Genomic DNA, 24,615 nt, shown 5'->3' with positions numbered 1-24,615 from the left:
CAAAAGATGATATTTGAAATAGCCTGAAATTACTAAGTAAAAGATGGAACCGCCAGGCGCTGCGCCTGGCGATGAAGAGGTAATTACAGGAATGATTTGAACGGCAGATCTGGCTCAATGGTAAAGCAGTCGTCAAAGCCGCGCGGGTAGTGATACTCAAAATTGTCTTTATCCAGCGGCCAGGTAAACTTGCCGCCCACCTGCCAGATAAACGGCTTAAAGCCATATTTCAGACGATCTTTTTTCATCTCCCACAGGACGCGGATCTCCTGCGGATCGGCCTGGAAGTTTGACCAGATATCATGGTGGAACGGGATCACGACCTGGGTATTGAGTGCTTCTGCCATGCGCAGAATATCGGCGCTGGTCATCTTATCGGTGATGCCGCGCGGGTTCTCGCCATAAGATCCCAGCGCCACGTCGATATGATGCTCGTTGCCATGTTTGGCATAGTAGTTGGAGTAGTGCGAGTCGCCGCTGTGGTACAGCGTTCCGCCCGGGGTTTTGAACAGATAGTTCACCGCCCGCTCATCCATGCCGTCCGGCAGCAGACCAGCTGCCTTCTGGTCTGCCGGCAGGGTAATCAACGCCGTACGGTCAAACGCATCCAGGGCGTGGATTTCAATGTCTTTGATTTTTACCACGTCGCCAGGCTTCACCACGATGCAGCGCTCTTTTGGCACGCCCCAGCCGATCCAGATATCCACGCAGGTTTGCGGACCGATAAAGGGCACATCTGGCGCGCAGTTTTGCATCACGGCGGCGGCGACATTCACATCAATGTGATCGTTATGATCGTGAGTGGCCAACACGGCATCGATCTGGCGAATGCCGAACGGATCGAGGACAAACGGCGTGGTGCGCAGGTTTGGCTGCAGCTTCTGCACCCCCGCCATACGCTGCATCTGATGCCCTTTCTTCATCAGCGGATTGCCGTGGCTTTGCTTGCCGGTCCCGCACCAGAAATCGACGCAAACATTCGCGCCGCCCTGGGATTTCAGCCAGATCCCGGTGCAGCCCAGCCACCACATGGCAAAGGTGCCAGGCGCAACCTGCTCTTGTTCAATCTCTTCATTCAGCCAGGTACCCCATTCCGGGAAGGTGCTGAGGATCCATGATTCCCGGGTGATAGTGTGCACTTTACTCATTACCAGACTCCCTTTTGTTATCATAAGTAATCAATTAGTGATTCAATATGATTTATATTGTCACCAATAAATCAGCATTGCAACGCCCATTTTGAAGCCTTCCTCCCTTTAAAAGCACGTTACCGATAAAGAATATGCTGTGTTTTGTTATCTGTGTTTTTGGTAATTTCTTGAAAAATAAGATTATATATAAGTTTAAAAGGTTGAAATGAAAGTCATTACAGTATGAGAGGAAATAATTTGAGTGATGCGTCACAAATAATCAAATGCAATCTTGTGGTGATTATTTGTGATTACTAGAGTGGGGGCCTGTTGTACGAGCATTACGCAGCGTACTGCCTTTATCGGAGAGTGTTATGGAGATCCTCTACAGCGTCTTTACCGTCTTTTTTAATCAGGTAATGACCAATGCCCCGCTGCTGCTGGGTATCGTGACGTGTCTGGGCTACATCCTGCTACGCAAGAGCGTCAGCGTCATTATCAAAGGCACCATCAAAACCATCATCGGTTTCATGCTCCTCCAGGCGGGGTCCGGCATTTTAACCAGCACCTTTAAACCCGTCGTCGCCAAAATGTCCGAGGTCTATGGCATTAACGGCGCAATATCAGACACCTATGCATCAATGATGGCCACCATCGAACGGATGGACGATGCCTACAGCTGGGTGGGATATGCCGTGCTGTTGGCGCTGGCGCTGAACATTATTTATGTTCTGCTGCGCCGTATTACGGGTATTCGTACCATCATGCTGACCGGCCACATCATGTTCCAGCAGGCCGGGCTGATTGCCGTCTTCTTCTTTATCTACGGTTATCCCATGTGGACCACCATCATCTGTACGGCAGTGCTGGTGTCGCTTTACTGGGGGATCACCTCCAACATGATGTACAAGCCGACCCAGGAGGTGACCGACGGCTGCGGTTTTTCCATCGGCCACCAGCAGCAGTTCGCCTCCTGGATCGCCTATAAAGTCGCGCCGTACCTTGGCAAAAAAGAGGAGAGCGTGGAGGATCTCAAGCTGCCGGGCTGGCTCAATATTTTCCACGACAACATCGTCTCGACGGCGATCGTGATGACTATTTTCTTCGGTGCGATTCTTCTCTCATTTGGGACCGATGTGATTCAGGCGATGGCCGGGAAAACCCACTGGACCATCTACATCCTGCAAACCGGTTTCTCCTTCGCGGTGGCGATTTTCATTATTACCCAGGGCGTGCGCATGTTCGTGGCCGAGCTCTCGGAAGCCTTCAACGGCATCTCGCAGCGCCTGATCCCCGGTGCGGTTCTGGCGATCGACTGTGCGGCTATCTATAGCTTTGCGCCGAATGCCGTGGTCTGGGGCTTTATGTGGGGCACCATCGGCCAGTTGATTGCGGTCGGTATTCTGGTGGGCTGCGGCTCTTCCATCCTCATCATTCCTGGCTTTATCCCGATGTTCTTCTCCAACGCCACCATTGGCGTGTTTGCCAACCACTTTGGCGGCTGGCGCGCGGCGCTCAAGATCTGTCTGGTGATGGGGATGATTGAGATCTTCGGTTGCGTGTGGGCGGTCAAGCTCACCGGCATGAGCGCCTGGATGGGCATGGCCGACTGGTCAATTCTGGCCCCGCCAATGATGCAGGGCTTCGCCTCCCTCGGCATTCTCTTTATGGCCCTCATTATTTTTATTGCCCTCGCTTATATGTTCTTCGCTGGCCGTTCGCTGCGGGCGGAAGAAGATGCGGAAAAACAAACAGCAGAAGTTTCTGCTCACTAAGGAGTTTTGACTATGACCGTACGTATTCTGGCTGTATGTGGCAACGGACAAGGAAGCTCCATGATCATGAAAATGAAAGTGGACCAGTTTTTAACCCAGTCAAACATTGACCACACGGTGAACAGCTGCGCGGTGGGTGAATACAAAAGTGAATTGAACGGCGCGGACATCATCATCGCCTCGACCCATATCGCCGGGGAGATTAGCGTCACAGGCAATAAATATGTGGTGGGCGTGCGCAACATGCTGTCGCCTGCGGATTTTGGCCCAAAACTGCTGGATGTGATCAAAGAACACTTCCCGCAAGACGTGAAGTGAGGGGGCGCTATGAAACTCCGTGATTCGCTGGCAGACAATCACTCCATCCTTTTACAGGCCGAGGCCAGCACCTGGCAGGAGGCGGTAAAGCTGAGCGTTGATCTGCTGGTTAAAGCTGATGTGGTTGAGCCGCGCTATTACCAGGCCATTCTCGATGGCGTTGAGCAGTTTGGGCCGTACTTTGTGATTGCGCCGGGGCTGGCGATGCCGCATGGCCGCCCGGAGGAGGGGGTTAAAAAGACAGGGTTCGCACTGGTGACCCTGAAAACGCCGCTGGTGTTTAACCACGAGGATAACGACCCGGTCGATATTCTGATCACTATGGCGGCCGTTGATGCCAACACCCATCAGGAGGTAGGCATCATGCAGATCGTCAATCTGTTTGAAGACGAAGCCAATTTCGACCGTTTACGCGCCTGCCGTACCGAGCAGGACGTGCTGGATTTAATCGATAACGCCACTGCGGCGGCACGCTAAGAGGGAACTGAAATGTCATTACCAATGTTGCAGGTTGCGCTGGATAACCAGACTCTGGCCCACGCTTACGAAACCACCCGCCTGATCGCCGAAGAGGTGGACATCATCGAAGTGGGCACCATCCTCTGCGTCGGGGAAGGCGTGCGCGCCGTACGCGATCTGAAGGCCCTCTATCCCCATAAAATTGTGCTGGCAGACGCCAAGATTGCCGATGCGGGCAAAATCCTGTCGCGGATGTGCTTCGAAGCCAACGCTGACTGGGTGACGGTGATCTGCTGCGCGGATATCAATACCGCTAAAGGCGCGCTGGAAGTGGCCAAAGAGTTTAACGGCGATGTGCAGATCGAACTCACCGGTTTCTGGACCTGGAAACAGGCGGAAGAGTGGCGCGAGGCTGGCATTCAGCAGGTAGTCTATCACCGCAGCCGCGATGCGCAGGCCGCAGGCGTCGCCTGGGGTGACGCGGATATCAGTGCCGTTAAGCGCCTGGCGGAGATGGGCTTTAAGGTGACCGTCACCGGCGGCCTGGCGCTGGAAGATCTTCCGCTGTTCAAAGGTATCCCGATCCATGTCTTTATTGCCGGGCGCAGCATTCGTGATGCCGCCTCGCCGGTGGAAGCGGCGCGCCAGTTCAAACGTTCCATCGCCCAGCTGTGGGGATAAGGAGCGGCTATGTTAAGCAAGCAGGTGCCGCTTGGCATCTATGAGAAGGCACTCCCCGCCGGGGAGTGCTGGCTCGAACGGCTGAAACTGGCTCAGTCTCTGGGGTTCGATTTCGTCGAAATGTCGGTGGATGAGACGGATGCGCGCCTCTCCCGTCTCGACTGGAGCCGCGAGCAGCGTCTGGCGCTGGTGAATGCGGTGGCCGAAACCGGGGTGCGCGTCCCCTCAATGTGCCTGAGCGCCCATCGTCGTTTTCCGCTCGGCAGTGAAGATGATGCCGTGCGCGCCCAGGGGCTGACGATCATGCGTAAGGCGATTCGTTTTGCTCAGGACGTGGGGATCCGCGTCATCCAACTGGCGGGCTATGACGTTTACTACCAGCAGGCCAACAACGAAACGCGGCGGCGCTTTCGTGAGGGGCTGAAAGCGAGCGTGGAGATGGCGAGCCGCGCCCAGGTGACGCTGGCGATGGAGATCATGGACTACCCGCTGATGAACTCCATCAGCAAGGCGCTGGGCTATGCCCACTACCTCAATAATCCGTGGTTCCAGCTCTATCCCGATATCGGCAACCTCTCCGCGTGGGATAACGATGTGCCTATGGAGTTGCAGGCGGGGATCGGTCATATCGTGGCGGTACACGTCAAAGACACCCGGCCTGGCGTATTCAAAAACGTGCCGTTCGGCACGGGCGTGGTGGATTTCGAAGCCTGTTTCTCCACCCTCAATCACAGCGGGTACTGCGGACCTTATCTGATAGAGATGTGGAGCGAAACCGCAGAGGATCCGCTGCTCGAAGTGGCAAAAGCCCGCGACTGGGTGCTGGAGCGGATGGCGCGGGCCGGGTTAAGGGGAGGCGAAAATGCAGCAGCTTAAACAGCAGGTCTTTGAGGCAAACATGGATTTGCCGCGTTACGGTCTGGTCACCTTTACCTGGGGAAACGTCAGTGCAATAGACCGGAGCCGCGGGCTGGTGGCGATCAAACCCAGCGGGGTAGCCTATGAGACCATGCGGGTGGAAGACATGGTGGTAGTGGATCTCGACGGCAAGGTGGTGGAGGGCCAGTGGCGGCCTTCGTCCGATACCGCGACCCATCTGGCGCTGTACCGGCGTTATCCCTCCCTTGGCGGCGTGGTGCATACCCACTCCACCCATGCCACGGCCTGGGCGCAGGCGGGGCTGGCGATCCCGGCGCTGGGCACCACCCATGCCGACTACTTTTTTGGCGACATCCCCTGTACGCGGGCATTAACCGAAGAGGAGGTGCAGGGTGAGTATGAGCTCAATACCGGCAAGGTGATCATCGACACGCTGGGAGAGGGTGAACCACTGCACACGCCGGGGATCGTGGTCTACCAGCATGGCCCCTTTGCGTGGGGTAAAGATGCGCAGGATGCGGTGCATAACGCTGTGGTGCTGGAAGAGGTGGCAAGAATGGCGTGGATTGCCCGCAGTATCAACCCGCGCCTGCAACCGATAGACAGCTACCTGATGAACAAGCACTTTATGCGCAAGCATGGCCCGAATGCCTATTACGGGCAAAAATAAAAAAAGCCCCCGGGCAGGGGGCTAATTCGACTATGACATATTCTCGTTGTTGGCTTTCCTGGTGCTAGCGTCAAAGCATTATTACCGGTAGATATCTGCACTGACGTGCATGTTGCCGTTGCTGCCCGGTTCACGGGTGAGCATGACGTGATAGTAGCGGGCATCCCGCGCATCGGCTTCTGCATTAATGGCTTCAGTCGCTTCACTTTCCGTGGCGAAGTTGTGGTTGATATAGATGACGCCCAGACTTTGCACATCATCCATATTTCTGGCCTGTCGGCCGTCAACCTGAATCGCTGCTGTCGCGTTTGCACTGAGCAAAAGCGCAGCCAGAATGGCAAGGTTTATCTTTTTCATGATATGCGCTCCACGACAAACTACGGTGCGACGATAATCACTTCGGGTTTGGTCCTCAGAAGGGGTCTGATTAAAGTGTAACCCCTTATCTGGCGGGTATTGACGACCATTTCTGATGCTGTTGTTCAAAAAAGCGCCACGATCGACCCTGAGCAATGGTAAATCACCCACTTAGACGCGCTTTGCGCTTTGTGCGAATTATTTGTGCAATGCGCTTGAGTTTCCAGGGGGGGGCAAGTATTATGGCGCGTCAATTTTTCGGCCGACCTTTAACACGTTCCTTGCCTCCCCGGGCCTCGGCTGACCCAGACAGGAGGCTGAATAATCCGTAAGGAGCAATTCGATGCGTCATTACGAAATCGTTTTTATGGTCCATCCTGACCAGAGCGAACAGGTTCCGGGTATGATCGAGCGCTACACTGGTGCAATCACTGCAGCAGAAGGCACGATCCACCGTCTGGAAGACTGGGGCCGCCGTCAGCTGGCTTATCCGATCAACAAACTGCACAAAGCTCACTACGTTCTGCTGAACGTTGAAGCGCCGCAGGAAGCGATCGATGAGCTGGAAACTAACTTCCGCTTCAACGATGCCGTTATCCGCAGCATGGTTATGCGTACCAAAAACGCAGTGACCGAAGCATCTCCGATGGTTAAAGCGAAAGACGAGCGCCGTGAGCGTCGCGATGATTTCGCAAACGAAACCGCAGATGATTCTGATGCTGGGGATTCTGAAGAGTAATTTCTGATGACCAACCGTCTGGTGTTGTCCGGTACCGTGTGCAGGACCCCCCTTCGTAAGGTCAGCCCATCAGGAATTCCTCACTGCCAGTTCGTGCTTGAGCATCGTTCAGTGCAGGAGGAAGCCGGGTTTCACCGGCAGGCGTGGTGCCAAATGCCCGTTATTATTAGCGGACACGAAAACCAGGCCATTACTCACAGTATAACGGTCGGTAGCGCAGTAATCGTTCAGGGGTTCATTTCTTGCCACAAGGCAAAGAACGGCCTGAGCAAAATGGTTCTGCATGCCGAGCAGATTGATTTGATAGATTCTGGAGACTAGCCATATGGCACGTTATTTCCGTCGTCGCAAGTTCTGCCGTTTCACCGCGGAAGGCGTTCAAGAGATCGACTATAAAGATATCGCAACGCTGAAAAACTACATCACCGAAAGCGGTAAGATTGTCCCAAGCCGTATCACCGGTACTCGTGCAAAATACCAGCGTCAGCTGGCTCGCGCTATCAAACGCGCTCGCTACCTGTCCCTGCTGCCGTACACTGATCGTCATCAGTAATCGGGCACGGTCCATTAATACGACTTTAAGAGGATAAGGTAATGCAAGTTATTCTGCTTGATAAAGTAGCAAACCTGGGCAGCCTGGGTGATCAGGTAAACGTTAAAGCGGGCTACGCTCGTAACTTCCTGGTTCCACAGGGTAAAGCTGTTCCTGCTACCAAGAAAAACGTAGAGTTTTTCGAAGCACGTCGTGCTGAACTGGAAGCCAAACTGGCTGACGTTCTGGCGGCTGCTAACGCTCGCGCTGAAGAAATCAACGCACTGGGCACCGTTACCATCGCGTCTAAATCAGGCGACGAAGGTAAACTGTTCGGTTCCATCGGTACCCGCGATATCGCTGATGCAGTAACTGCAGCTGGCGTTAAAGTGGCTAAGAGCGAAGTTCGTATGCCGAACGGCGTTCTGCGTACCACCGGTGAGCACGAAGTGGACTTCCAGGTTCACAGCGAAGTCTTCGCTAAACTGGTTGTTAACGTTGTTGCTGAGTAAGTAATTACTCGTCACCACGTCGAAGCGCCGGCCTTGTGCCGGCGTTTTGCTTTTTAATGAGACCTGTCCCACCTTTTGCCTTTCAGGGTAGCTATTCCCGCTGCATTCTCTGATAATAAAATGAAACGCCATTTTATCTTCTGGATTTGCTATGGACTCCGTTCTCCCCACGCCGATTTTTGCCCGTAAAAACATCGTTTTCGCCTGCGCGACGCTGTGCTGTTTGCTATGGGGCAGTTCCTATCCCGCGATTAAGAGCGGCTACGAACTCTTTCAGATCGCCACCAACGACATTCCCTCAAAAGTGGTCTTTGCCGGTTATCGCTTTGTGTTTGCCGGCCTGCTGTTGCTGCTGTTAGCCCTTGCCCAGCGCAAGCCGATTGGTCGGCTCAGCCCACGGCAGTTTGGTCAGCTAACGGTCCTCGGCCTGACGCAGACGGCGATCCAGTACACCTTCTTTTATATCGGCCTCGCTTACACGACGGGCGCGAAAGGGTCGATCATGAACGCTACCGCCACCTTCTTCAGCGTCATGCTGGCGCACTTCATCTATCAGAACGACAGGATCAGCTACAACAAAGCTCTCGGCTGTATCCTCGGTTTTGCCGGGGTGATGATCGTCAACTTTAACAGCGGCCTGCAGGACTTCCACTTTGTCTGGAACGGCGACGGTTTTGTGGTGCTGGCGGCGTTTATCCTCTCTGCCGCCACGCTGTACGGCAAACGTATTTCCCAGACGGTCGATCCGATGGTGATGACCGGCTGGCAGCTGGCGATCGGTGGGGTAATGCTGGTGGTGGGCGGCTACATCACCGGCGGGACGCTGGCACTCCCCAGCGTCAAAGCGGCGGCAATCCTCGGTTATCTGACCCTGCTCTCGTCGGTGGCGTTCGCGCTGTGGAGTTTGCTGTTGAAGTACAACCGCGTCAGCATGATTGCGCCCTTCAACTTTTTAGTGCCGGTGGCCGGAACCGTGCTTTCCGCCATTTTCCTTGGGGAGAATATCCTCGAGATCAAATATGCCGTGGCGCTGGTGCTGGTCTGCTCTGGGATTTGGTGGGTCAATAAAGTGAGTGGAAAACAGGCCCGGTAAGCATCACGCCACCGGGCAAAGGGCTATTTTGCGCGAACGAAGCTGCCATCCGCCTGACGGGTAAACAGCACCTGCTGGCCATTGCCGCTGTCAATGGTCAGCCCTGTCACCACGCCGCTCGCATTCTGGCGGATCTGCACCATCTGACCGTTTTGCAGATTACTCAGCGGCTTACCGGCACCTTCAACCTGCGCCATCGCATAGACATCCGTCGGCGGCAGGTTGTGATCGCGGAACAGCTGCGCCATCGTTTTGCCGGACTCTACCCGGTAAGAACGCCACTGCTGTTCGATACCCGGCACCGGCTGCGATTGTACAGGCGCGGCGGCCTGCTCCTGCGGTTGCTCTTCCTGAATCGGCTCCGGCTCAACCGGCGCCATCTGGCCCGGATCGTTTGTCGGGGAAACCAGCTGCGTCTGCATCGGCTGGGTATCGGGTTGCGGCTGCGTCTGCGAGCGGAAATCCAGTTCGGCATCCCGCCGGACAGGCGTTGTCGCGCTGTCGTCAGCGCCTGGCAGCAGAAAACCAACGATAACCATCAGCGCACCGATGATAATGCCTCTGCGGTGCAGGGGCGGCAGCGGGTCCATGATGCGAAAGTTGTCTGGCGCATGCCAGATTTTCGTCAGGGTAGGTTTTAGTTCAAATGGCCCGGGCATGGCTCTCCTCCTGCTCCGCGTCTTTTTTCCTGTCCCGAGAAGTATAGTTCGCTAACTGCCTGATGAGCGTAGCAAACCCGGCTTCCGTGACACACATTCGGGAAAAATCCAGATAGTCTCTATTGTTTCCGTTTCATCGCAATTTGTCATCTTTCCATAAGACAAAGTTTTACCGGATGGAAGGTGGCTGTTATGCTGCCCGCTACTTTAAATGTGATGGAAGGAAATCCCATGACCACCCCGACTTTTGACACAATCGAAGCGCAGGCAAGCTACGGTATTGGTTTGCAGGTAGGACAGCAGCTGAGCGAATCAGGTCTGCAGGGTCTGTTACCAGAAGCGCTGGTGGCGGGTATCGCCGATGCACTGGAAGGTAAGCACCCGGCTGTTCCGGTAGATGTGGTTCACCGCGCGCTGCGCGAAATCCACGAACGTGCTGACTCCGTGCGTCGCGCGCGTTTTGAAGAGATGGCTGCGGCAGGCGAGAAATTCCTCGAAGAGAACCGTGAGCGCGAAGGCGTGAACAGCACCGAAACCGGCCTGCAGTTCCGCGTGATCAACCAGGGTGACGGCGCAATCCCGGCGCGTACCGACCACGTTCGCGTGCACTACACCGGTAAACTGATCGACGGCACCGTGTTCGACAGCTCCGTTGCCCGCGGCGAACCGGCTGAATTCCCGGTAAACGGCGTGATCCCAGGCTGGATCGAAGCCCTGACCCTGATGCCGGTAGGCTCCAAATGGGAACTGACTATCCCTCAGAACCTGGCCTACGGCGAGCGTGGCGCTGGCGCGTCCATTCCGCCATTCAGCACCCTGGTGTTTGAAGTCGAGCTGCTGGAAATTCTGTAATCCTGCTCTCTTTCCTCTCCCCGACCGGGGAGGGGAAATCAGTTAAAAAACCTATAGTTACGCGCTAATCAACAGATTATCTTGCAAATGATCGCATTAAGTGTATTTTTGTGAGCTGTTTTGCGTTGCTTAAGTGATATGACACTCACTTTCAACATATTGTTAACATAATATTTAAATCATAGTATTCATCCCGCCGATTCTTACCTAATATCGATGAGTCCTTAATCGGGCCGTCGCTTTTCGACGTAATAAAGGGCCAGAAGAGCCTAAACAACACAGGTAGTCACAACAGGAAAACATCACATGGTAGATCAGGTAAAAGTCGTTGCCGACGAAGAGGCACCGTCTGAACAGTCGCTACGGCGTAATCTCACAAACCGTCATATTCAGTTAATTGCCATTGGCGGTGCCATTGGCACCGGGCTGTTTATGGGGTCAGGCAAAACCATTAGCCTTGCCGGTCCGTCGATCATATTTGTCTATATGATCATCGGCTTCATGCTCTTTTTCGTGATGCGTGCAATGGGAGAGCTGCTGCTCTCGAATCTCGAATACAAATCCTTCAGCGACTTTGCCTCTGACCTTCTCGGGCCGTGGGCGGGTTATTTTACCGGCTGGACCTACTGGTTCTGCTGGGTGGTCACCGGGATGGCCGACGTTGTCGCCATTACGGCCTATGCGCAGTTCTGGTTCCCCGGACTGTCGGACTGGGTTGCCTCGCTGGCGGTGATTGTTCTGCTGTTGAGCCTTAACCTCGCCACCGTAAAAATGTTCGGTGAGATGGAGTTCTGGTTCGCGATGATTAAAATCGTCGCTATCGTTGGCCTGATTGTGGTCGGCCTGGTGATGGTAATGACGCACTTCACCTCTCCGACGGGCGTAGAAGCTTCGTTCTCCCACCTGTGGAATGACGGCGGCTGGTTCCCGAAAGGGCTGAGCGGATTCTTTGCGGGCTTCCAGATTGCGGTCTTCGCCTTCGTGGGGGTTGAGCTGGTAGGTACTACAGCCGCAGAAACCAAAGATCCGGAGAAATCCCTGCCGCGGGCGATCAACTCCATTCCGATCCGTATCATCACGTTCTATGTGTTTGCGTTGATCATTATTATGTCCGTCACGCCGTGGAGCTCTGTCGTACCGACCAAGAGCCCGTTCGTTGAGCTGTTCGTGCTGGTTGGCCTGCCTGCTGCGGCGAGCCTGATTAACTTCGTGGTGCTGACCTCTGCGGCCTCGTCGGCCAACAGCGGCGTGTTCTCCACCAGCCGTATGCTGTTCGGCCTGGCGCAGGAAGGCGTGGCCCCGAGCGCGTTTGCCAAGCTGTCAAAGCGTGCGGTACCGGCGAAAGGGCTGACCTTCTCCTGTATCTGCCTGCTGGGCGGGGTGGTGATGCTCTACGTGAATCCAAGCGTGATTGGCGCGTTCACCATGATCACCACCGTCTCGGCGATCCTCTTCATGTTCGTCTGGACCATCATCCTGTGCTCGTACCTGGTGTACCGCAAAAAGCGTCCACACCTGCATGAAAAATCGATCTACAAGATGCCGCTGGGCAAGTTTATGTGCTGGGTCTGCATGGCGTTCTTCGTGTTTGTGCTGGTACTGCTGACCCTGGAAGAGGATACCCGTCAGGCGCTGATCGTCACGCCGCTGTGGTTTATCGCGCTGGGGCTGGGCTGGCTGTTTATCGGTAAGAAAAGAATGGCAGGTGTAAGATAAAAGCAAAACGGCAACGTCGGTTGCCGTTTGTAGGCCCGGTAAGCGCTAGCGCTACCGGGCTTTTTTATTCCCCGGCCAGCGCCCGCGGGAACAGCACGTTATTCTCTAGGCTGATGTGCTCCATCAGATCGTCGATCATCTCGTTAATCCCGTTATACATCGCGCGCCAGGTGGTGCAGGCATCCGCCGGTGGGGTGACATTATTGGTGATATGTTTGATCACCTCTACCAGTTCGCCCGCGTCGTCATGCTCGCTCTCCATCACGCTGATAGGCCCCATCGCCTGGCTCCCCATCCCCTGTTTGATCATCGGGAACAGGATCTGCTCTTCTTTCATCATGTGGCTGGATAGCTCTTCGTACAGCATGGTCAGGTTTTTCGCCAGGCCGCGCGGAACAGAGGCTTTCTCCGCATGGACACGCTCAACTTTGGTCGCCTGCAGGATCAGTTCCGGCAGCTGCTCGCGGTGACGGTCATGGTAGCGGACGATGATGTGATTGATGATGTCGCCCAGCGCCACGCTGCGCCAGTCTTTTTCCAGCGGCTGCTCAGCCAGTTTCGCCAGTTCAGCTTCGATGAGGTCCAGATCCAATTCCTTACGCGATGCCGCACGCGCTAAGGTTTGCTTACCGCCGCAGCAGTAATCCATATCGTATTTACGAAACAGCGCAGAAGCGCGTGGAATGGAGAGCGCCAGCTCGCCTAAAGGTTGGTCGCGGAAGGCCATGGTCGTTACCTCATCGTTATTTGATAAGATGCATTTTAAATGCATCTTTAAGGCGAGGATATAACCCTTTAGGAGCAGAGGGTAAAAAAGCGGGCCATTCTAAAAACTTTCTTATGTTTTAACTTGCTGAAAGGATTTAATTATTTCCGAAAAACAGGGTGGTTAGACCACGAAACGTTAAATAACACGCCTGCTTTGCCGATATGTCCTCCACAGACAATGTCCTGCACATAAGGTTAAGAATGTTTAAACGGATTAAAGTAATCACCCTGTTAGTCTCGGTACTGCTGGTGCTCGGACTGATGCAAATCATCGCCGCGACAGTTTTTATCAATGCCCTGAATAATGATAAGGACAATTTCACCGTCTCCCAGCTGTCCAGCCAGAACGTGGCAGAGTTTACCGACGCGTGGATCAGCCTGAACCAGGCGCGCGTTACCCTTAACCGCGGCATGCTCCGTCTGCAAAGCAGCACGGCGACCGAGATCAACGGCACGCAGCTGGGTGAGCTTGTCACTGCCGCAAAAGCGCTGTTGGCCGAGGCGCAGGGCCATTACGACAAATACTATGCCCTGCCGGAAACACCGGGCATGGATGAGAAGCTGGCGGAGCGGCTGGAAGAGCAGTACCGCGCTTACCACACCACGCTGGCGAAAATGAACGAGCTGCTGGCCGAGGGCAAGCTGGACGATATGTTCAAGCAGAATGCCGAGAAGAAGCAGGTGGCGATGCAGGCGGTGTACCGTGAATGGCGTGAAGCGCAGGCGAAGTTGACCCGCGCGGGCATCACCGATAACGAGAACGACTACCAGCGTATCCTGTGGATCCTCTCGTCCATTATGGTGATTGTGGTGGCGGTGATTGTCGCCAGCTGGATCGCCATGCGCAATGTGCTGCTGAAGCCGCTGCATGAGGTCATTGCTCATATTCGCGCTATTGCCGCGGGCGACCTGACCCAGCCGGTTAATGCCCACGGGCAGAACGAAATGGCGATGCTGGCACGCAACGTTGACGAGATGCAAAAGGCGCTGGCCAACACCGTAGGCGTGGTCCGCGATGGGGCGGATACTATTTACACCGGTGCCGGTGAAATCTCCGCAGGCAGCAACGATCTCTCTTCCCGTACCGAGCAGCAGGCGGCCTCCCTGGAAGAGACGGCGGCCAGCATGGAGCAGTTAACGGCCACCGTGAAGCAGAACGCTGATAACGCCCGGCAGGCGTCACGCCTGGCCCTGGACGCTTCCTCTACCGCGAAGAAAGGCGGTAACGTGGTTGAAGGCGTGGTGCGCACCATGGACGAAATCGCTACCAGCTCCAGCAAGATTGCCCAGATCACCAACGTGATTGACGGCATTGCCTTCCAGACCAACATTCTGGCGCTGAACGCGGCGGTAGAAGCGGCGCGTGCCGGCGAGCAGGGGCGTGGGTTTGCGGTAGTGGCCGGGGAAGTACGTACTCTGGCTCAGCGCAGTGCGCAGGCAGCGAAAGAGATCAAAGGCCTGATCGACGACTCTGGCGCGCGCGTCAGTGCGGGTTCCGCGCTGGTGAATGAAGCCGGAGCGACGATGGCGGAAATTGTCAGCGCCGTGACCCGCGTGACCGACATCATGGGCGAAATCGCTTCCGCCTCGGATGAGCAGAGCCGCGGGATTGATCAGGTGGGCCAGGCGGTAGCCGAGATGGATCGTGTGACCCAGCAGAACGCCTCGCTGGTTGAGGAGTCCGCAGCGGCAGCGGCGGCGCTGGAAGAGCAGGCGGCACGTCTGAACGAGGCGGTGGCGGTGTTTAAGATCGTCCACGGCCAGGCAGCCAAAGCGGCACCCGTGAAAACCTATACTGCAAAAGCAAAACCGGTGCTGGCGACCACGGACGCTAACTGGGAAACCTTCTAAAACCTGCCGGGTGGCGGCTTCGCCTTACCCGGCCTACGGAACTACGAAACCGGCACTATTGCCGGTTTTTCCGGCTTCGCACTCACCGCGATCACCACTCCCACCACCAGCAATACAATCCCCGTCCCGGTTAACAGCGGCGGCAGGCTCTGGCGCATCAAAAAGGTATACAGCAGCCCGGCCAGGGTTTCGAAAACGATCAACGGCCCTAAAATCACCGTCGGTAATTTCTGGCTGGCGACGTTCCAGCACAGGGCACCCACCCACGAACAGCAGACAGCAATCACCACCATCAGCCCGAGGAAGATCCAGGGCCGCGGCCCCAGCGGCAGGGCGAAGTCCGGCTGCTGCACATTCAGCCAGGCGCAGGCGGCGAGATAGCCCAGCAGCGACACCGGCAGCGTCACCAGCGCCTGAGCGGTGGCCCACATCATCGGATGTTTGTGCGGATTTTCCCGCAGCCAGCGGGCATTACGCAGGGCATACCACGCCCAGCAGACCACCGACACCGACGCCAGCAGGATCCCCGAGACATAGCGCCAGCCGCTACCCCCGGCCGCGCCGTGACGCAGCTCGGCAATGTTGACGCAGGCCAGCCCCAGCGCAATCGCCACCAGGCCTGGCACCATCTTTGACCACGCCAGTTTGCCGTCGCGCTGGCTGTAGAGCAGATTGGCGAACACCGGGATCACCACCGGCAGCGTGCCGATGATCATCGTCGAAACGGGTGCCCCGGTGCGCTGGATGGCACTTGCCAGGCAGATGTAATAGATCAGGTTGCCCATCATGGTCAGCGCGAGGGCGGTCAGCCAGTCCTGGCGCGAAAGCTGGCGTAACCGCGCCCGGCCTAGCCAGGCGATCGGCAGGGCGATCAGCCCCAACGCCAGATAGCGCCCCATCGACTGCAACGCCGCCGGATACTCCGGCACAATCAGCGGGCCGACAAAAATCAGCCCCCACATTAATCCTGCAAGCAGGGCATACAACACGCCGCTAACCATTTTCGTATCCATTTTCGCTGAACCTGCTGGCAGTGTAGAAGGGCAGAAGGGGAGCGTATTGTATGAGATTGCGCATTAGCGCTTCGCGACCTGTTTCTGGTAGCGCACGGGAGTGATGCCGTACCGACGGGTAAACGCCCGGGTCAGGTGCGACTGATCGGTCAGACCCGTTGCGGCGGCCACCTCTGCCGCTGGCAGGCCCTGCGTAAGAAAGGCTTTGGCGCGCCACAGGCGGATCGCCATCAGCATCTGATGGGGCGTGACGTGAAAGTGGGCTTTGAACTGGCGCTGAAAATGGTACGGGCTGAGGGACACCACCTGCGCCAGCTCATCAAGCGTCAGGGAGTGCATATAGTTGTCATGCAGATAATCGCGCACGCGCTCGAAACGATGCGCCCCTTCAGGCAATACCGGAGCATGACGCGCCAGCGGCTGGAAGGTATCAATCAGATCCAGCAGCAGCCCTTTTTGCGCCAGCGGATCCTCGGTGTGCCACAGGCCATAAATCATCTGGCAAATCTGCTGCGAACGGCGGGGATCGTGGCGGGTCACGTCGCTAAACCACCAGTGACGAATGCCTGTCACCTCTTCCAGCAGATCTGGCTCGAGGTAGATCATCCGGTAGCGCCAGCCGTCGGCGGTTTCGGCCTCGCCGGTATGCAGCTCATCGGGATTCATGGTGACAACGGAATGGACGGGGGCCACGTACTGCGTCCCGCGATAGCGAAAGCGCTCGGCACCGGCTTCAATGGCGCCGATACCGAAGGCCTCGTGGGTGTGCGGCTCAAAGGCGTAGCGTGAGATATGGGCGTGATACAGCTCTACGCCCGGCAGCTGCGCCAGATGGCGAAAGCGCGCGCTGTCTCTCTCATCGAAGAACTGTTCGGGTACGCCTTGCACGGTGAGCCTCCTCGCGGGTCAGATTTCATTATCAGAGATGACCCACGGGGATGCCACAATAATTAACCACATTTTAACAATTACAGGATGCCTTTCACGCTCTCGGCCAGAGTCGTGGTCGGGCGACCCAGCAGCGCGCTCAGGGTGCGGCTATCATCAAACAGACCGCCTTTCGAGGCACCGACGTCGGAGTCGGCCAGCATATCCGCCAGACCCGCCGGCAAGCCCACGCCCTTCAGCGCGGCGGCGAAATCGGCTTCGCTCAGGTTCTGGTACGCCACGTTTTTCCCGCTCTGGCGGCTGAGTTCGGCCGCCAGGTCGCCTAACGTCCAGGCCTGGTCGCCCGCCAGCTCATACACTTTCCCGGCATGGCCCTCTTCGCTGATAACCCGGGCCGCGGCGGCGGCATAGTCGGCGCGAGTGGCAGAGGCGATTTTGCCCTCACCCGCAGAGCCGATGAACACCCCGTGCTCCAGCGCTGGTGGGGCGCTGGCGAGGTAGTTTTCGGTATACCAGCCGTTACGCAGCAAGGCGTAAGGAATGCCGGATTGTGCCAGCGCTTTTTCGGTGTCGACGTGCTCCACGTGCAGGCCCAGCGGTGAGGTATCGGCATGCAGCAGGCTGGTGTAGGCGATAAATCTCACTCCCGCCGCCTTCGCCGCGTTAATCACGTTCTGATGCTGCGGCGCGCGCTGGCCCACTTCGCTGGAGGAGATCAGCAGCAGTTTATCCACGCCCGCGAGCGCTGCGGTGAAGGCGGCCTGGTCGGTGTAATCGGCCTGACGGACGGTCACCCCCTGCTGGCTCAGCGCGTCAGCTTTCGCCGGGTTACGCACAATGGCGACCAGCTGGCTGGCCGGAACGGTTTTCAGCAGCTGTTCAATAACGAGTTGGCCAAGCTGGCCGGTAGCGCCGGTAATCGCGATCATGATGAATATCCTTCGTCTCGTGTGAATGTTGTGGCACACTACCACCCAAGCTAACTTTTAGTAAGTACGTACAAAAAGGTAAGTATCAAATGACCAATCCAACCCTCAGCGAGCAGTTGCGCGACGGCAATCTCTTTGCCGAGCAGTGCCCTTCCCGGGATGTGCTTAAGCATGTAACCAGCCGCTGGGGCGTGCTGATCCTGGTGGCCCTGCGTCAGGGCACCCATCGCTTTAGCGATCTGCGGCGCAAGATGGGCGGGGTGAGCGAGAAGATGCTGGCTCAGTCGCTGCAGGCTCTGGAGCAGGATGGCTTTATCAATCGCGTGTCGTATCCGGTGGTGCCTCCGCACGTGGAGTACAGCCTGACGCCGCTGGGGGAAGAGGTGAGCGAGAAGGTGGCGGCGCTGGCCGACTGGATCGAGCTGAATTTACCGCAGGTGATGAGTAATCGGGATGAGCGTGCGGCCTGATTGCCGGGTGGCGGCTGCGCCTTACCCGGCCTACAAAACCGCACTTGCTGTTATTTGCTTAAATCCACCTGATAAATCGCGAACCCGATCTCATCGGTGGCGACCTGCTGCATCGGATACTGCGCTTTCTCTTTGATAAACGCCGCCGCTTTTTCGGATGGCGCGGTCTCAAAGCGAACATCCAGCTTCACCTTGCTGTGGATCGGCGCCAGCCGCCAGTTGTTGTCCGCCGCCGGATGGATTTCGCCTGACTGTTTCGACTGCTCACCGATCCACGCCGCCAGCACCGAGCGGTTCTCGTCCGGGGAAGCGAAGGCAATGTGACTGTCGCCGGTCCCGGCAAACTTGCCGCCGTAGGCGCGGTAGTTATTGGTGGCTACCAGGAAGGTCGCTTTTGGATCAATCGGCTTGCCGTTAAAGGTCAGGTTTTTGATGCGCTCCGCCTGGGCATTCACCACCTGGCACTCGCCGTCATATTTTGCTTGCTGAGAGACATCAATCTGGTACTCCACGCCGTCGATCACGTCGAAGTTATAGGTGCGGAACCCGTCCCAGTTGATCAGCGCCTGCGGTTGAATGCTGTTGATATCGATCTGGTTGAACTGCCCGGCCGAGCACTCCAGCCATTCCTTCACCTCCTGGCCGGTGGCTTTCACCACCACCAGGGTGTTCGGATAGAGATAGAGATCGGCGGCGTTACGGAAGGTCAGCTGGCCTTTCTCCACTTCGACATAGCTGGCCGGATCGTTCTTGCGTCCGCCCACCTTAAACGGCGCGGCGGCGGAGAGCACCGGCAGTTTGGCCAGGTCCGGATCGCCCTGAATATAGTGCTCCACGTAGGCTTTCTGCGCCAGGTTCACCACCTGCACGGTAGGATCGTCCTGCACCAGCGACAGGTAGCTGTACATGTTGTCGGAAGAGTGGCCGATCGGTTTGCTGACAAACTCGCGGGTGGCATCGTGGTCGTGCTTCAGCACCTCGACGATCTTGTTATCCTCGCCCACCAGCGCTTTTTTGGCGGCCAGATCGTAAATCGGCCGGGCTTCGGCTTTTGATTCGGTCACCTGCCATTTGCCGCCGTCATTATTCAGCACCAGATCGACCACCCCCAGATGATCGCCCCACATGCCCGGCATCACCGCCGGCACGCCGTTCAGCGTCCCTTTGGCAATGTCCGCCCCTTTGATGCTGGCGAAATCTTTGCCCGGGAACACCGCGTGGGCGTGACCGAAGAGAATAGCGTCGACGCCTTTCACTTCGCTGAGGTAATAGACCGAGTTTTCGGCCATTGCCTGATACGGATCGGCAGAGAGACCGGAGTGGGCCACCACCACCACCAGATCGGCGCCTTTCTCGCGCATCTCTGGCACATATTTGCGCGCGGTTTCGGTAATATCGTTGACCGTCACTTTGCCGCTCAGGTTGGCTTTATCCCAGGTCATGATCTGCGGCGGCACAAAGCCGATATAGCCGATCTTCAGGGTCTGCGGTTTTCCATCCTGATCGACTAGGGTGGTCTCTTTGATTAGATAAGGTGTAAACAGCGGCTTTTTGGTCTTAACGTCGATGATATTGGCGTTAACGTACGGGAATTTGGCCCCCGACAGCGCCATGTGCAGATAATCCAGCCCGTAGTTAAACTCGTGGTTACCGAGGTTACCCACCACGTAATCCAGGGTGTTCAGCGCCTTATAAACCGGATGGATATCGCCCTTTTTCAGACCTTTCGCCGCCATGTAATCGCCAAGCGGACTACCCTGAATTAAGTCTCCGTTATCGACCAGGACGCTGTTTTTCACTTCGCTACGGGCGGCATTAATCAGGCTGGCAGTGCGTACCAGGCCGAATTTTTCCGTCGGCGCATCTTTGTAGTAGTCGAAGTCCATCATATTGCTGTGCAGGTCGGTGGTTTCCAGAATGCGGAGATCGACCGTCGCTGCCTGTACGCTCGCCGCAATCAGCGTCGCCAGGAGCGTTGCGCTAAACTTAATCATCAGAGGAGTCCTTTTTTTGAACCAGGCCACAAAAGAATATGTATCTATATTTTTTTGCTTACAGAATTGTGAATCCTGCCAGAAAAAAGTGCCCTGAAACCGGAATTGCTTCACAGATAGCGGATTTATTCACAATGCGATATAACTAAAACAAAGAGTTAAACCCACTGTGTTAACAAAGAGGTGGAGAATGTTAGATAAAATTTGTCAGCTCGCACGGGATGCGGGCGATGCCATTATGCAGGTCTATGATGGCAAGATCCCGATGGACGTGATCCAAAAAATCGATGACTCACCGGTGACCGCCGCCGATCTCGCGGCGCACGGGGTGATCCTCCAGGGCTTGCAGGCGCTGACGCCTGATATTCCGGTGCTGTCAGAAGAAGATCCTCAGCCCTGGGATGAGCGTCAGCACTGGCAGCGTTACTGGCTGGTCGACCCGCTGGACGGCACCAAGGAGTTCATCAAACGTAATGGTGAATTCACCGTGAACATTGCCCTGATTGAGAAAGGCAAAGCGGTGCTGGGGGTGGTCTATGCCCCGGTACTGAAGGTGATGTACAGCGCCGCCGAAGGCAAGGCGTGGAAGGAAGAGTGCGGCGTGCGCAAGCAGATTCAGGTGCGTGATGCGCGGCCACCGCTGGTGGTGATCAGCCGCTCGCACGCGGATAACGAACTGCAGGAGTACCTGCATCAGCTGGGTGAGCATCAGACGACGTCGATCGGCTCCTCGCTGAAGTTCTGCCTGGTAGCGGAAGGGCAGGCGCAGCTCTATCCCCGTTTCGGGCCAACCAACGTCTGGGATACGGCGGCAGGTCATGCCGTTGCCGCCGCAGCGGGGGCGCACGTTCACGACTGGCAGGGCAAGCCGCTCGACTATACCCCGCGTGAATCCTTCCTCAATCCCGGCTTCCGGGTCTCGCTTTATTGACCGACGAGCTTATGCAGCAGGGCAGTCACCTGCTGCACCTCTTCCTGGGTCAGCGCTCCGTCTTTCGCCCACTGAATGCGGCCCTCTTTATCCAGCACTGCAATCGCCGAACTTTCCTCTTTCAGCTGCCATGCGCCGCGCGCCGTGCCATTACTGTCGACGATAATCTGTGACCACGGATAGAGCTTTTTATTGCTCTCGAGGCTGCTACGCACAAACATGGCGGAGCCCGGAATCGCATCATCGGTGTTCACAATGGTGGTGGTCTGGTAGCGATCTTTAGGTAAATTTGCCGACTTGATCGCTTCAATTAAGGTTGCGTTTTTCTCTTTTGCCGATGAGCGACCGGCAATATGCAGCACAACTCGCACTTTGCCTGGGAGCTGCGCGCTATTCCATTTTTTGTAGCTAAACTCATTATTGTCGAGGATCAATTCTCCCCGGTCGGCGATGCCCACCGGCGGCACACGTTGTCCCTTCTCGAAATTATGTGCGGAAGCCATCAGTGGCAGCATCAGGCAGGCGGTTGCCAGAATGTTACGTAGGGTCATGGTGTTTCCTTATTTTTTTAGCAGGTGATCCGACCACTTGGTCTGACGTTTTAATCATATGTGCGATCGCGGCGATTTACCCGCAATCCCGGTGCCAGAGTGAGGGGGAACGCACATATCTGCACAAAAACGAAGGCTTATACTGTCCGAAAGTTACCATTGCAAAGAATATTCTGATTATTTGTCATCAAAAGGTAAATAAACTTATGCAGACTGGGTATCACTGTTTTTCTGGACTATAGTCATTGGGCAATAAATTTGCGCTCCAGAGAGTCGGCCCGATTGTGGTGCCGCAAGAGCGTATGATTCGCAGGAGATAATAGAATGAAAATTTTTCAACGCTACAATCCGCTTCAGGTGGCGAAATACGTAAAAATCCTGTTCCGTGGACGGTTGTATATCAAGGATGTTGGCGCTTTTGAGTTTGATAAGGGCAAAATCCTTGTCCCAAAAGTGAAGGATAAACAGCACTTTTCTGTGATGTCCGAAGTCAACCGTCAGGTTATGCGTCTGCAAACTGAGATGGCTTAACCAACGTGCTATGCAGTAAAAAAACGGCTCCCAGAGGGAGCCGTTGATGTTTCTGGCTTAGGCCGAGGCGTTCTCTTCGGCGTCCGGCAGTTTCGGCACCAGCACGGTCGGCTTGTTGTCGATGCGCGTCACCAGCAGCTGGTCGATGCGGTAGTTATCGATATCCACCACCTCGAACTTATAGCCCGAGAACTTCACCGAGTCGGTGCGTTTCGGGATCTTACGCAGCATAAACATCATAAAGCCGCCAATGGTCTCGTAGTTGCCGGATTGCGGGAACTCGTCGATATCCAGCACGCGCATCACGTCGTCAATCGGCGTGCCGCCGTCCACCAGCCATGAGTTCTCATCGCGGGCCACAATCTGCTCTTCCAGACCCTGACCCACCAGATCGCCCATCAGGGTAGTCATCACGTCGTTGAGGGTGATGATCCCTACCACCAGCGCGTATTCGTTCATGATCACCGCGAAGTCTTCCCCGGCGGTTTTGAAACTTTCCAGCGCTTCAGAGAGCGTCAGGGTATCCGGAACAATCAGCGTATTGCGGATCTGCACGCCGCTGTTCAGGGCCAGACTCTGGTTCGCCAGCACGCGGTTCAGCAGGTCTTTGGAGTCCACGTAACCGATGATGTGGTCGATATCCTCATTACAGACCAGAAACTTGGAGTGGGGATGTTCCGCCACCTTATTCTTCAGGCTCTGCTCGTCTTCGTGCAGATCGAACCAGATCACGTTCTCGCGGCCAGTCATTGACGACGGCACGGTACGCGACTCCAGCTCAAACACGTTCTCGATCAGCTCATGCTCCTGCTTACGCAGCACCCCAGCCAGCGCACCCGCTTCGAATACCGCGTAAACGTCATCAGAGGTAATGTCGTCTTTACGCACCATCGGCAGCTTGAACAGGCGGAAGATGGTGTTCGCCAGGCCGTTGAAGAACCACACCAGCGGGCGGAACACGTACAGGCAGAAGCGCATCGGGTTGATGATGCGCAAAGCCACGGCTTCGGGCGCAATCATACCGATGCGTTTCGGGGTCAAATCGGCAAACAGAATGAACAGGCCGGTCACCAGTGAGAAGGAGAGAATAAAGCTCAGCTGGTCGGAAAGTTCAGGGGAGAAGTAGCGGGAGAAGACGCTATAAAACACCGGTGAAAACGCAGCATCACCGACGATACCGCCAAGAATGGCGACCGCGTTGAGGCCGATTTGCACCACGGTGAAGAACATCCCCGGGTTTTCCTGCATTTTCAGCACGCGTTGAGCATTGATATCGCCATCATCGGCGAGCAGTTTGAGTTTGATTTTACGGGATGCGGCCAGGGAAATTTCTGAAATTGAGAAAAATGCACTGACGGCTATCAGACAAAGTATTACTAAAATACTGTTTAACATATCTTATCCGGCTTCTCGCCAGATCCTCGGAGGGAAGTTGGTCACACAGGGTTGTAGACATTTTGAACACCGGTCCGAAGCGGTAGGCCGGTTATTTCAGCGGCTAGTATAGCGTAACGAACTGTAAAGTCGCCAGAGATCACTTTTTGAGCCGGTTCTGCCCGCAAACAGGCAGAACCGGTTTATTGTTATGCCAGCTGCGGCGGCAGGCAAACGCCAATACCACCGATGCCGCAGTAGCCGTACGGATTTTTGTGCAGATACTGCTGGTGATCGTCTTCCGCGTAGTAGAACGGCAGGGCGGTGGCGATCTCGGTGGTCACCTGACGGTCGTCGTTGGCAGCGAGCATCGCCTGCTGGAAGCGCGCCAGGCTGTCGCGGGCCGCGGTATCCTGTTCCGGGGTCAGCGGATAGATCGCCGAACGGTACTGGGTACCGTGGTCATTGCCCTGACGCATACCCTGCGCCGGGTCGTGATTTTCCCAGAACACCTGCAGCAGCTGTTCGTAGCTGATGACGTTCGGGTCATACACAACGCGTACCGCCTCGGCATGGCCGGTCTGGCCGGAGCAGACTTCGCGATAGGTTGGGTTAGGGGTGTAGCCGCCGGTGTAGCCCGCCGCGGTGCTGTAGACGCCCGGGAGCGGCCAGAACAGGCGCTCTACGCCCCAGAAGCAGCCCATTGCGAACAGGGCGATGGCCATGCCATCCGGGACGTTAGTCATCGAGTGACCGTTTACGGCGTGCAGGGTGGCGACGGGCATCGGGGTGTTACGTCCCGGCAATGCCTCCGCCTGAGCAACAAGGTGCTTTTTATCGAATAAACTCACGGTGTGACCTCCGGGCAGGTGATGTTTGGGTTAAGGTTGTCACGACGCGTTTAATTGAACACAATAAATGCGGTGAATGAGTCTAGATTTAA

At 56.1% G+C, this 24,615-nt stretch carries 28 protein-coding genes; 17 read left to right on the top strand and 11 right to left on the bottom strand.

Annotated features, from left to right (window positions below; translation table 11 throughout):
- Positions 1-83: 83 nt before the first annotated feature.
- Positions 84-1,148 carry an L-ascorbate 6-phosphate lactonase gene (ulaG, locus tag M8318_RS12235; RefSeq protein ID WP_262662868.1) on the bottom strand — a complete coding sequence of 355 codons (1,065 nt, stop codon included), beginning with the start codon at positions 1,146-1,148 and terminating at the stop codon, positions 84-86.
- Between the two features lie 356 nt (positions 1,149-1,504).
- On the opposite strand from ulaG, the gene ulaA reads away from it, so the two are divergent.
- From ulaA to M8318_RS12205, 6 genes are read left to right on the top strand one after another with little or no spacing between them, the layout of a single operon-like run.
- Entirely contained in the window at positions 1,505-2,905 is a 1,401-nt protein-coding gene (ulaA, locus tag M8318_RS12230; protein WP_262662867.1) for a PTS ascorbate transporter subunit IIC, read from the top strand.
- A gap of 12 nt (positions 2,906-2,917) precedes the next feature.
- Positions 2,918-3,223: a PTS ascorbate transporter subunit IIB gene (gene ulaB / locus M8318_RS12225; protein WP_106994059.1), complete on the top strand. Its 306-nt coding sequence runs from the start codon at positions 2,918-2,920 to the stop codon at positions 3,221-3,223.
- 9 nt (positions 3,224-3,232) lie between these two features.
- Complete coding sequence (gene ulaC / locus M8318_RS12220; RefSeq protein WP_262662865.1) at positions 3,233-3,700, top strand: PTS ascorbate transporter subunit IIA; 468 nt, start codon at positions 3,233-3,235, stop codon at positions 3,698-3,700.
- Between the two features lie 12 nt (positions 3,701-3,712).
- Positions 3,713-4,363: a 3-keto-L-gulonate-6-phosphate decarboxylase UlaD gene (locus M8318_RS12215; protein ID WP_262662864.1), complete on the top strand. Its 651-nt coding sequence runs from the start codon at positions 3,713-3,715 to the stop codon at positions 4,361-4,363.
- Positions 4,364-4,372: 9 nt separating this feature from the next.
- A complete protein-coding gene (locus tag M8318_RS12210; protein WP_262662862.1) occupies positions 4,373-5,239 on the top strand; it encodes an L-ribulose-5-phosphate 3-epimerase in 867 nt (288 codons plus the stop codon).
- Entirely contained in the window at positions 5,226-5,912 is a 687-nt protein-coding gene (locus tag M8318_RS12205) for an L-ribulose-5-phosphate 4-epimerase (protein WP_262662861.1), read from the top strand. Before M8318_RS12210 ends, M8318_RS12205 begins: the two co-directional genes overlap by 14 nt.
- An 81-nt stretch (positions 5,913-5,993) precedes the next feature.
- On the opposite strand, the gene yjfY is transcribed toward M8318_RS12205, so the two are convergent.
- Positions 5,994-6,269 carry a DUF1471 family protein YjfY gene (yjfY, locus tag M8318_RS12200; protein WP_032616201.1) on the bottom strand — a complete coding sequence of 92 codons (276 nt, stop codon included), beginning with the start codon at positions 6,267-6,269 and terminating at the stop codon, positions 5,994-5,996.
- A gap of 343 nt (positions 6,270-6,612) precedes the next feature.
- On the opposite strand from yjfY, the gene rpsF reads away from it, so the two are divergent.
- The 5 genes from rpsF to M8318_RS12175 all read left to right on the top strand — a co-directional run bounded on the left by rpsF (position 6,613) and on the right by M8318_RS12175 (position 9,145).
- Positions 6,613-7,008, top strand: coding sequence for a 30S ribosomal protein S6 (rpsF, locus tag M8318_RS12195; protein ID WP_011915632.1), 396 nt, complete (start codon positions 6,613-6,615; stop codon positions 7,006-7,008).
- 6 nt (positions 7,009-7,014) lie between these two features.
- Complete coding sequence (priB, locus tag M8318_RS12190; RefSeq protein WP_014068638.1) at positions 7,015-7,329, top strand: primosomal replication protein N; 315 nt, start codon at positions 7,015-7,017, stop codon at positions 7,327-7,329.
- Between the two features lie 4 nt (positions 7,330-7,333).
- Entirely contained in the window at positions 7,334-7,561 is a 228-nt protein-coding gene (rpsR, locus tag M8318_RS12185; protein ID WP_000135199.1) for a 30S ribosomal protein S18, read from the top strand.
- Positions 7,562-7,602: 41 nt separating this feature from the next.
- Positions 7,603-8,052: a 50S ribosomal protein L9 gene (gene rplI, locus M8318_RS12180; RefSeq protein ID WP_032616202.1), complete on the top strand. Its 450-nt coding sequence runs from the start codon at positions 7,603-7,605 to the stop codon at positions 8,050-8,052.
- Between the two features lie 151 nt (positions 8,053-8,203).
- Positions 8,204-9,145 carry a DMT family transporter gene (locus tag M8318_RS12175; protein WP_106994064.1) on the top strand — a complete coding sequence of 314 codons (942 nt, stop codon included), beginning with the start codon at positions 8,204-8,206 and terminating at the stop codon, positions 9,143-9,145.
- A 23-nt stretch (positions 9,146-9,168) separates the two neighbouring features.
- Here M8318_RS12175 and M8318_RS12170 read toward each other — a convergent pair whose 3' ends face one another.
- The gene (locus tag M8318_RS12170) at positions 9,169-9,804 is read right to left on the bottom strand and encodes an OapA family protein (RefSeq protein WP_106994065.1); all 636 of its coding nucleotides are present in this window, start codon (positions 9,802-9,804) and stop codon (positions 9,169-9,171) included.
- A 231-nt stretch (positions 9,805-10,035) separates the two neighbouring features.
- On the opposite strand from M8318_RS12170, the gene fklB reads away from it, so the two are divergent.
- On the top strand, positions 10,036-10,656 hold the full coding sequence (fklB, locus tag M8318_RS12165) for an FKBP-type peptidyl-prolyl cis-trans isomerase (RefSeq protein ID WP_032616205.1): 621 nt from the start codon (positions 10,036-10,038) through the stop codon (positions 10,654-10,656).
- A 306-nt stretch (positions 10,657-10,962) separates the two neighbouring features.
- Positions 10,963-12,372, top strand: coding sequence for a D-serine/D-alanine/glycine transporter (gene cycA / locus M8318_RS12160; RefSeq protein ID WP_262662858.1), 1,410 nt, complete (start codon positions 10,963-10,965; stop codon positions 12,370-12,372).
- Positions 12,373-12,436: 64 nt separating this feature from the next.
- On the opposite strand, the gene ytfE is transcribed toward cycA, so the two are convergent.
- Positions 12,437-13,099 carry an iron-sulfur cluster repair protein YtfE gene (gene ytfE / locus M8318_RS12155; protein ID WP_262662857.1) on the bottom strand — a complete coding sequence of 221 codons (663 nt, stop codon included), beginning with the start codon at positions 13,097-13,099 and terminating at the stop codon, positions 12,437-12,439.
- A 242-nt stretch (positions 13,100-13,341) separates the two neighbouring features.
- Here ytfE and M8318_RS12150 point away from each other — a divergent pair, with 242 nt between their 5' ends.
- Positions 13,342-14,991 (top strand): methyl-accepting chemotaxis protein, encoded by a 1,650-nt coding sequence (locus M8318_RS12150; RefSeq protein WP_106994068.1) that lies wholly within the window; start codon positions 13,342-13,344, stop codon positions 14,989-14,991.
- A gap of 41 nt (positions 14,992-15,032) precedes the next feature.
- Here M8318_RS12150 and M8318_RS12145 read toward each other — a convergent pair whose 3' ends face one another.
- The 3 genes from M8318_RS12145 to M8318_RS12135 all read right to left on the bottom strand — a co-directional run bounded on the left by M8318_RS12145 (position 15,033) and on the right by M8318_RS12135 (position 17,821).
- Complete coding sequence (locus M8318_RS12145; RefSeq protein ID WP_262663068.1) at positions 15,033-15,992, bottom strand: DMT family transporter; 960 nt, start codon at positions 15,990-15,992, stop codon at positions 15,033-15,035.
- Positions 15,993-16,067: 75 nt separating this feature from the next.
- Positions 16,068-16,892 (bottom strand): AraC family transcriptional regulator, encoded by an 825-nt coding sequence (locus tag M8318_RS12140; RefSeq protein ID WP_262662856.1) that lies wholly within the window; start codon positions 16,890-16,892, stop codon positions 16,068-16,070.
- An 80-nt stretch (positions 16,893-16,972) separates the two neighbouring features.
- Positions 16,973-17,821, bottom strand: a complete 849-nt coding sequence (locus tag M8318_RS12135) for an SDR family oxidoreductase (protein ID WP_262662855.1) — start codon at positions 17,819-17,821, stop codon at positions 16,973-16,975.
- Between the two features lie 89 nt (positions 17,822-17,910).
- Between M8318_RS12135 and M8318_RS12130 the strand changes: the two genes are divergently transcribed.
- The gene (locus M8318_RS12130) at positions 17,911-18,291 is read left to right on the top strand and encodes a winged helix-turn-helix transcriptional regulator (RefSeq protein WP_197090553.1); all 381 of its coding nucleotides are present in this window, start codon (positions 17,911-17,913) and stop codon (positions 18,289-18,291) included.
- Between the two features lie 50 nt (positions 18,292-18,341).
- Here the strand turns inward: M8318_RS12130 and M8318_RS12125 are convergent, their stop codons facing one another.
- Positions 18,342-20,285, bottom strand: coding sequence for a bifunctional 2',3'-cyclic-nucleotide 2'-phosphodiesterase/3'-nucleotidase (locus M8318_RS12125; RefSeq protein ID WP_262662847.1), 1,944 nt, complete (start codon positions 20,283-20,285; stop codon positions 18,342-18,344).
- A gap of 190 nt (positions 20,286-20,475) precedes the next feature.
- Here M8318_RS12125 and cysQ point away from each other — a divergent pair, with 190 nt between their 5' ends.
- A complete protein-coding gene (gene cysQ / locus M8318_RS12120; protein ID WP_262662845.1) occupies positions 20,476-21,216 on the top strand; it encodes a 3'(2'),5'-bisphosphate nucleotidase CysQ in 741 nt (246 codons plus the stop codon).
- On the opposite strand, the gene M8318_RS12115 is transcribed toward cysQ, so the two are convergent.
- Complete coding sequence (locus tag M8318_RS12115) at positions 21,210-21,767, bottom strand: YtfJ family protein (protein WP_106994074.1); 558 nt, start codon at positions 21,765-21,767, stop codon at positions 21,210-21,212. The two genes, cysQ and M8318_RS12115, sit on opposite strands and share 7 nt — an antisense overlap.
- 324 nt (positions 21,768-22,091) lie before the next feature.
- On the opposite strand from M8318_RS12115, the gene M8318_RS12110 reads away from it, so the two are divergent.
- Positions 22,092-22,298 carry a DUF1107 domain-containing protein gene (locus M8318_RS12110; protein ID WP_032616223.1) on the top strand — a complete coding sequence of 69 codons (207 nt, stop codon included), beginning with the start codon at positions 22,092-22,094 and terminating at the stop codon, positions 22,296-22,298.
- Positions 22,299-22,355: 57 nt separating this feature from the next.
- Here the strand turns inward: M8318_RS12110 and M8318_RS12105 are convergent, their stop codons facing one another.
- Both M8318_RS12105 and msrA read right to left on the bottom strand, forming a co-directional pair.
- On the bottom strand, positions 22,356-23,693 hold the full coding sequence (locus tag M8318_RS12105) for a hemolysin family protein (RefSeq protein ID WP_106994075.1): 1,338 nt from the start codon (positions 23,691-23,693) through the stop codon (positions 22,356-22,358).
- Positions 23,694-23,881: 188 nt separating this feature from the next.
- Entirely contained in the window at positions 23,882-24,523 is a 642-nt protein-coding gene (gene msrA, locus M8318_RS12100) for a peptide-methionine (S)-S-oxide reductase MsrA (RefSeq protein WP_262662842.1), read from the bottom strand.
- Positions 24,524-24,615 lie beyond the last annotated feature (92 nt).

The organism is Leclercia tamurae, from assembly GCF_025566055.1.
GTDB lineage: Bacteria > Pseudomonadota > Gammaproteobacteria > Enterobacterales > Enterobacteriaceae > Enterobacter > Enterobacter tamurae.
This window is presented reverse-complemented; position numbering and strand designations above follow the sequence as displayed.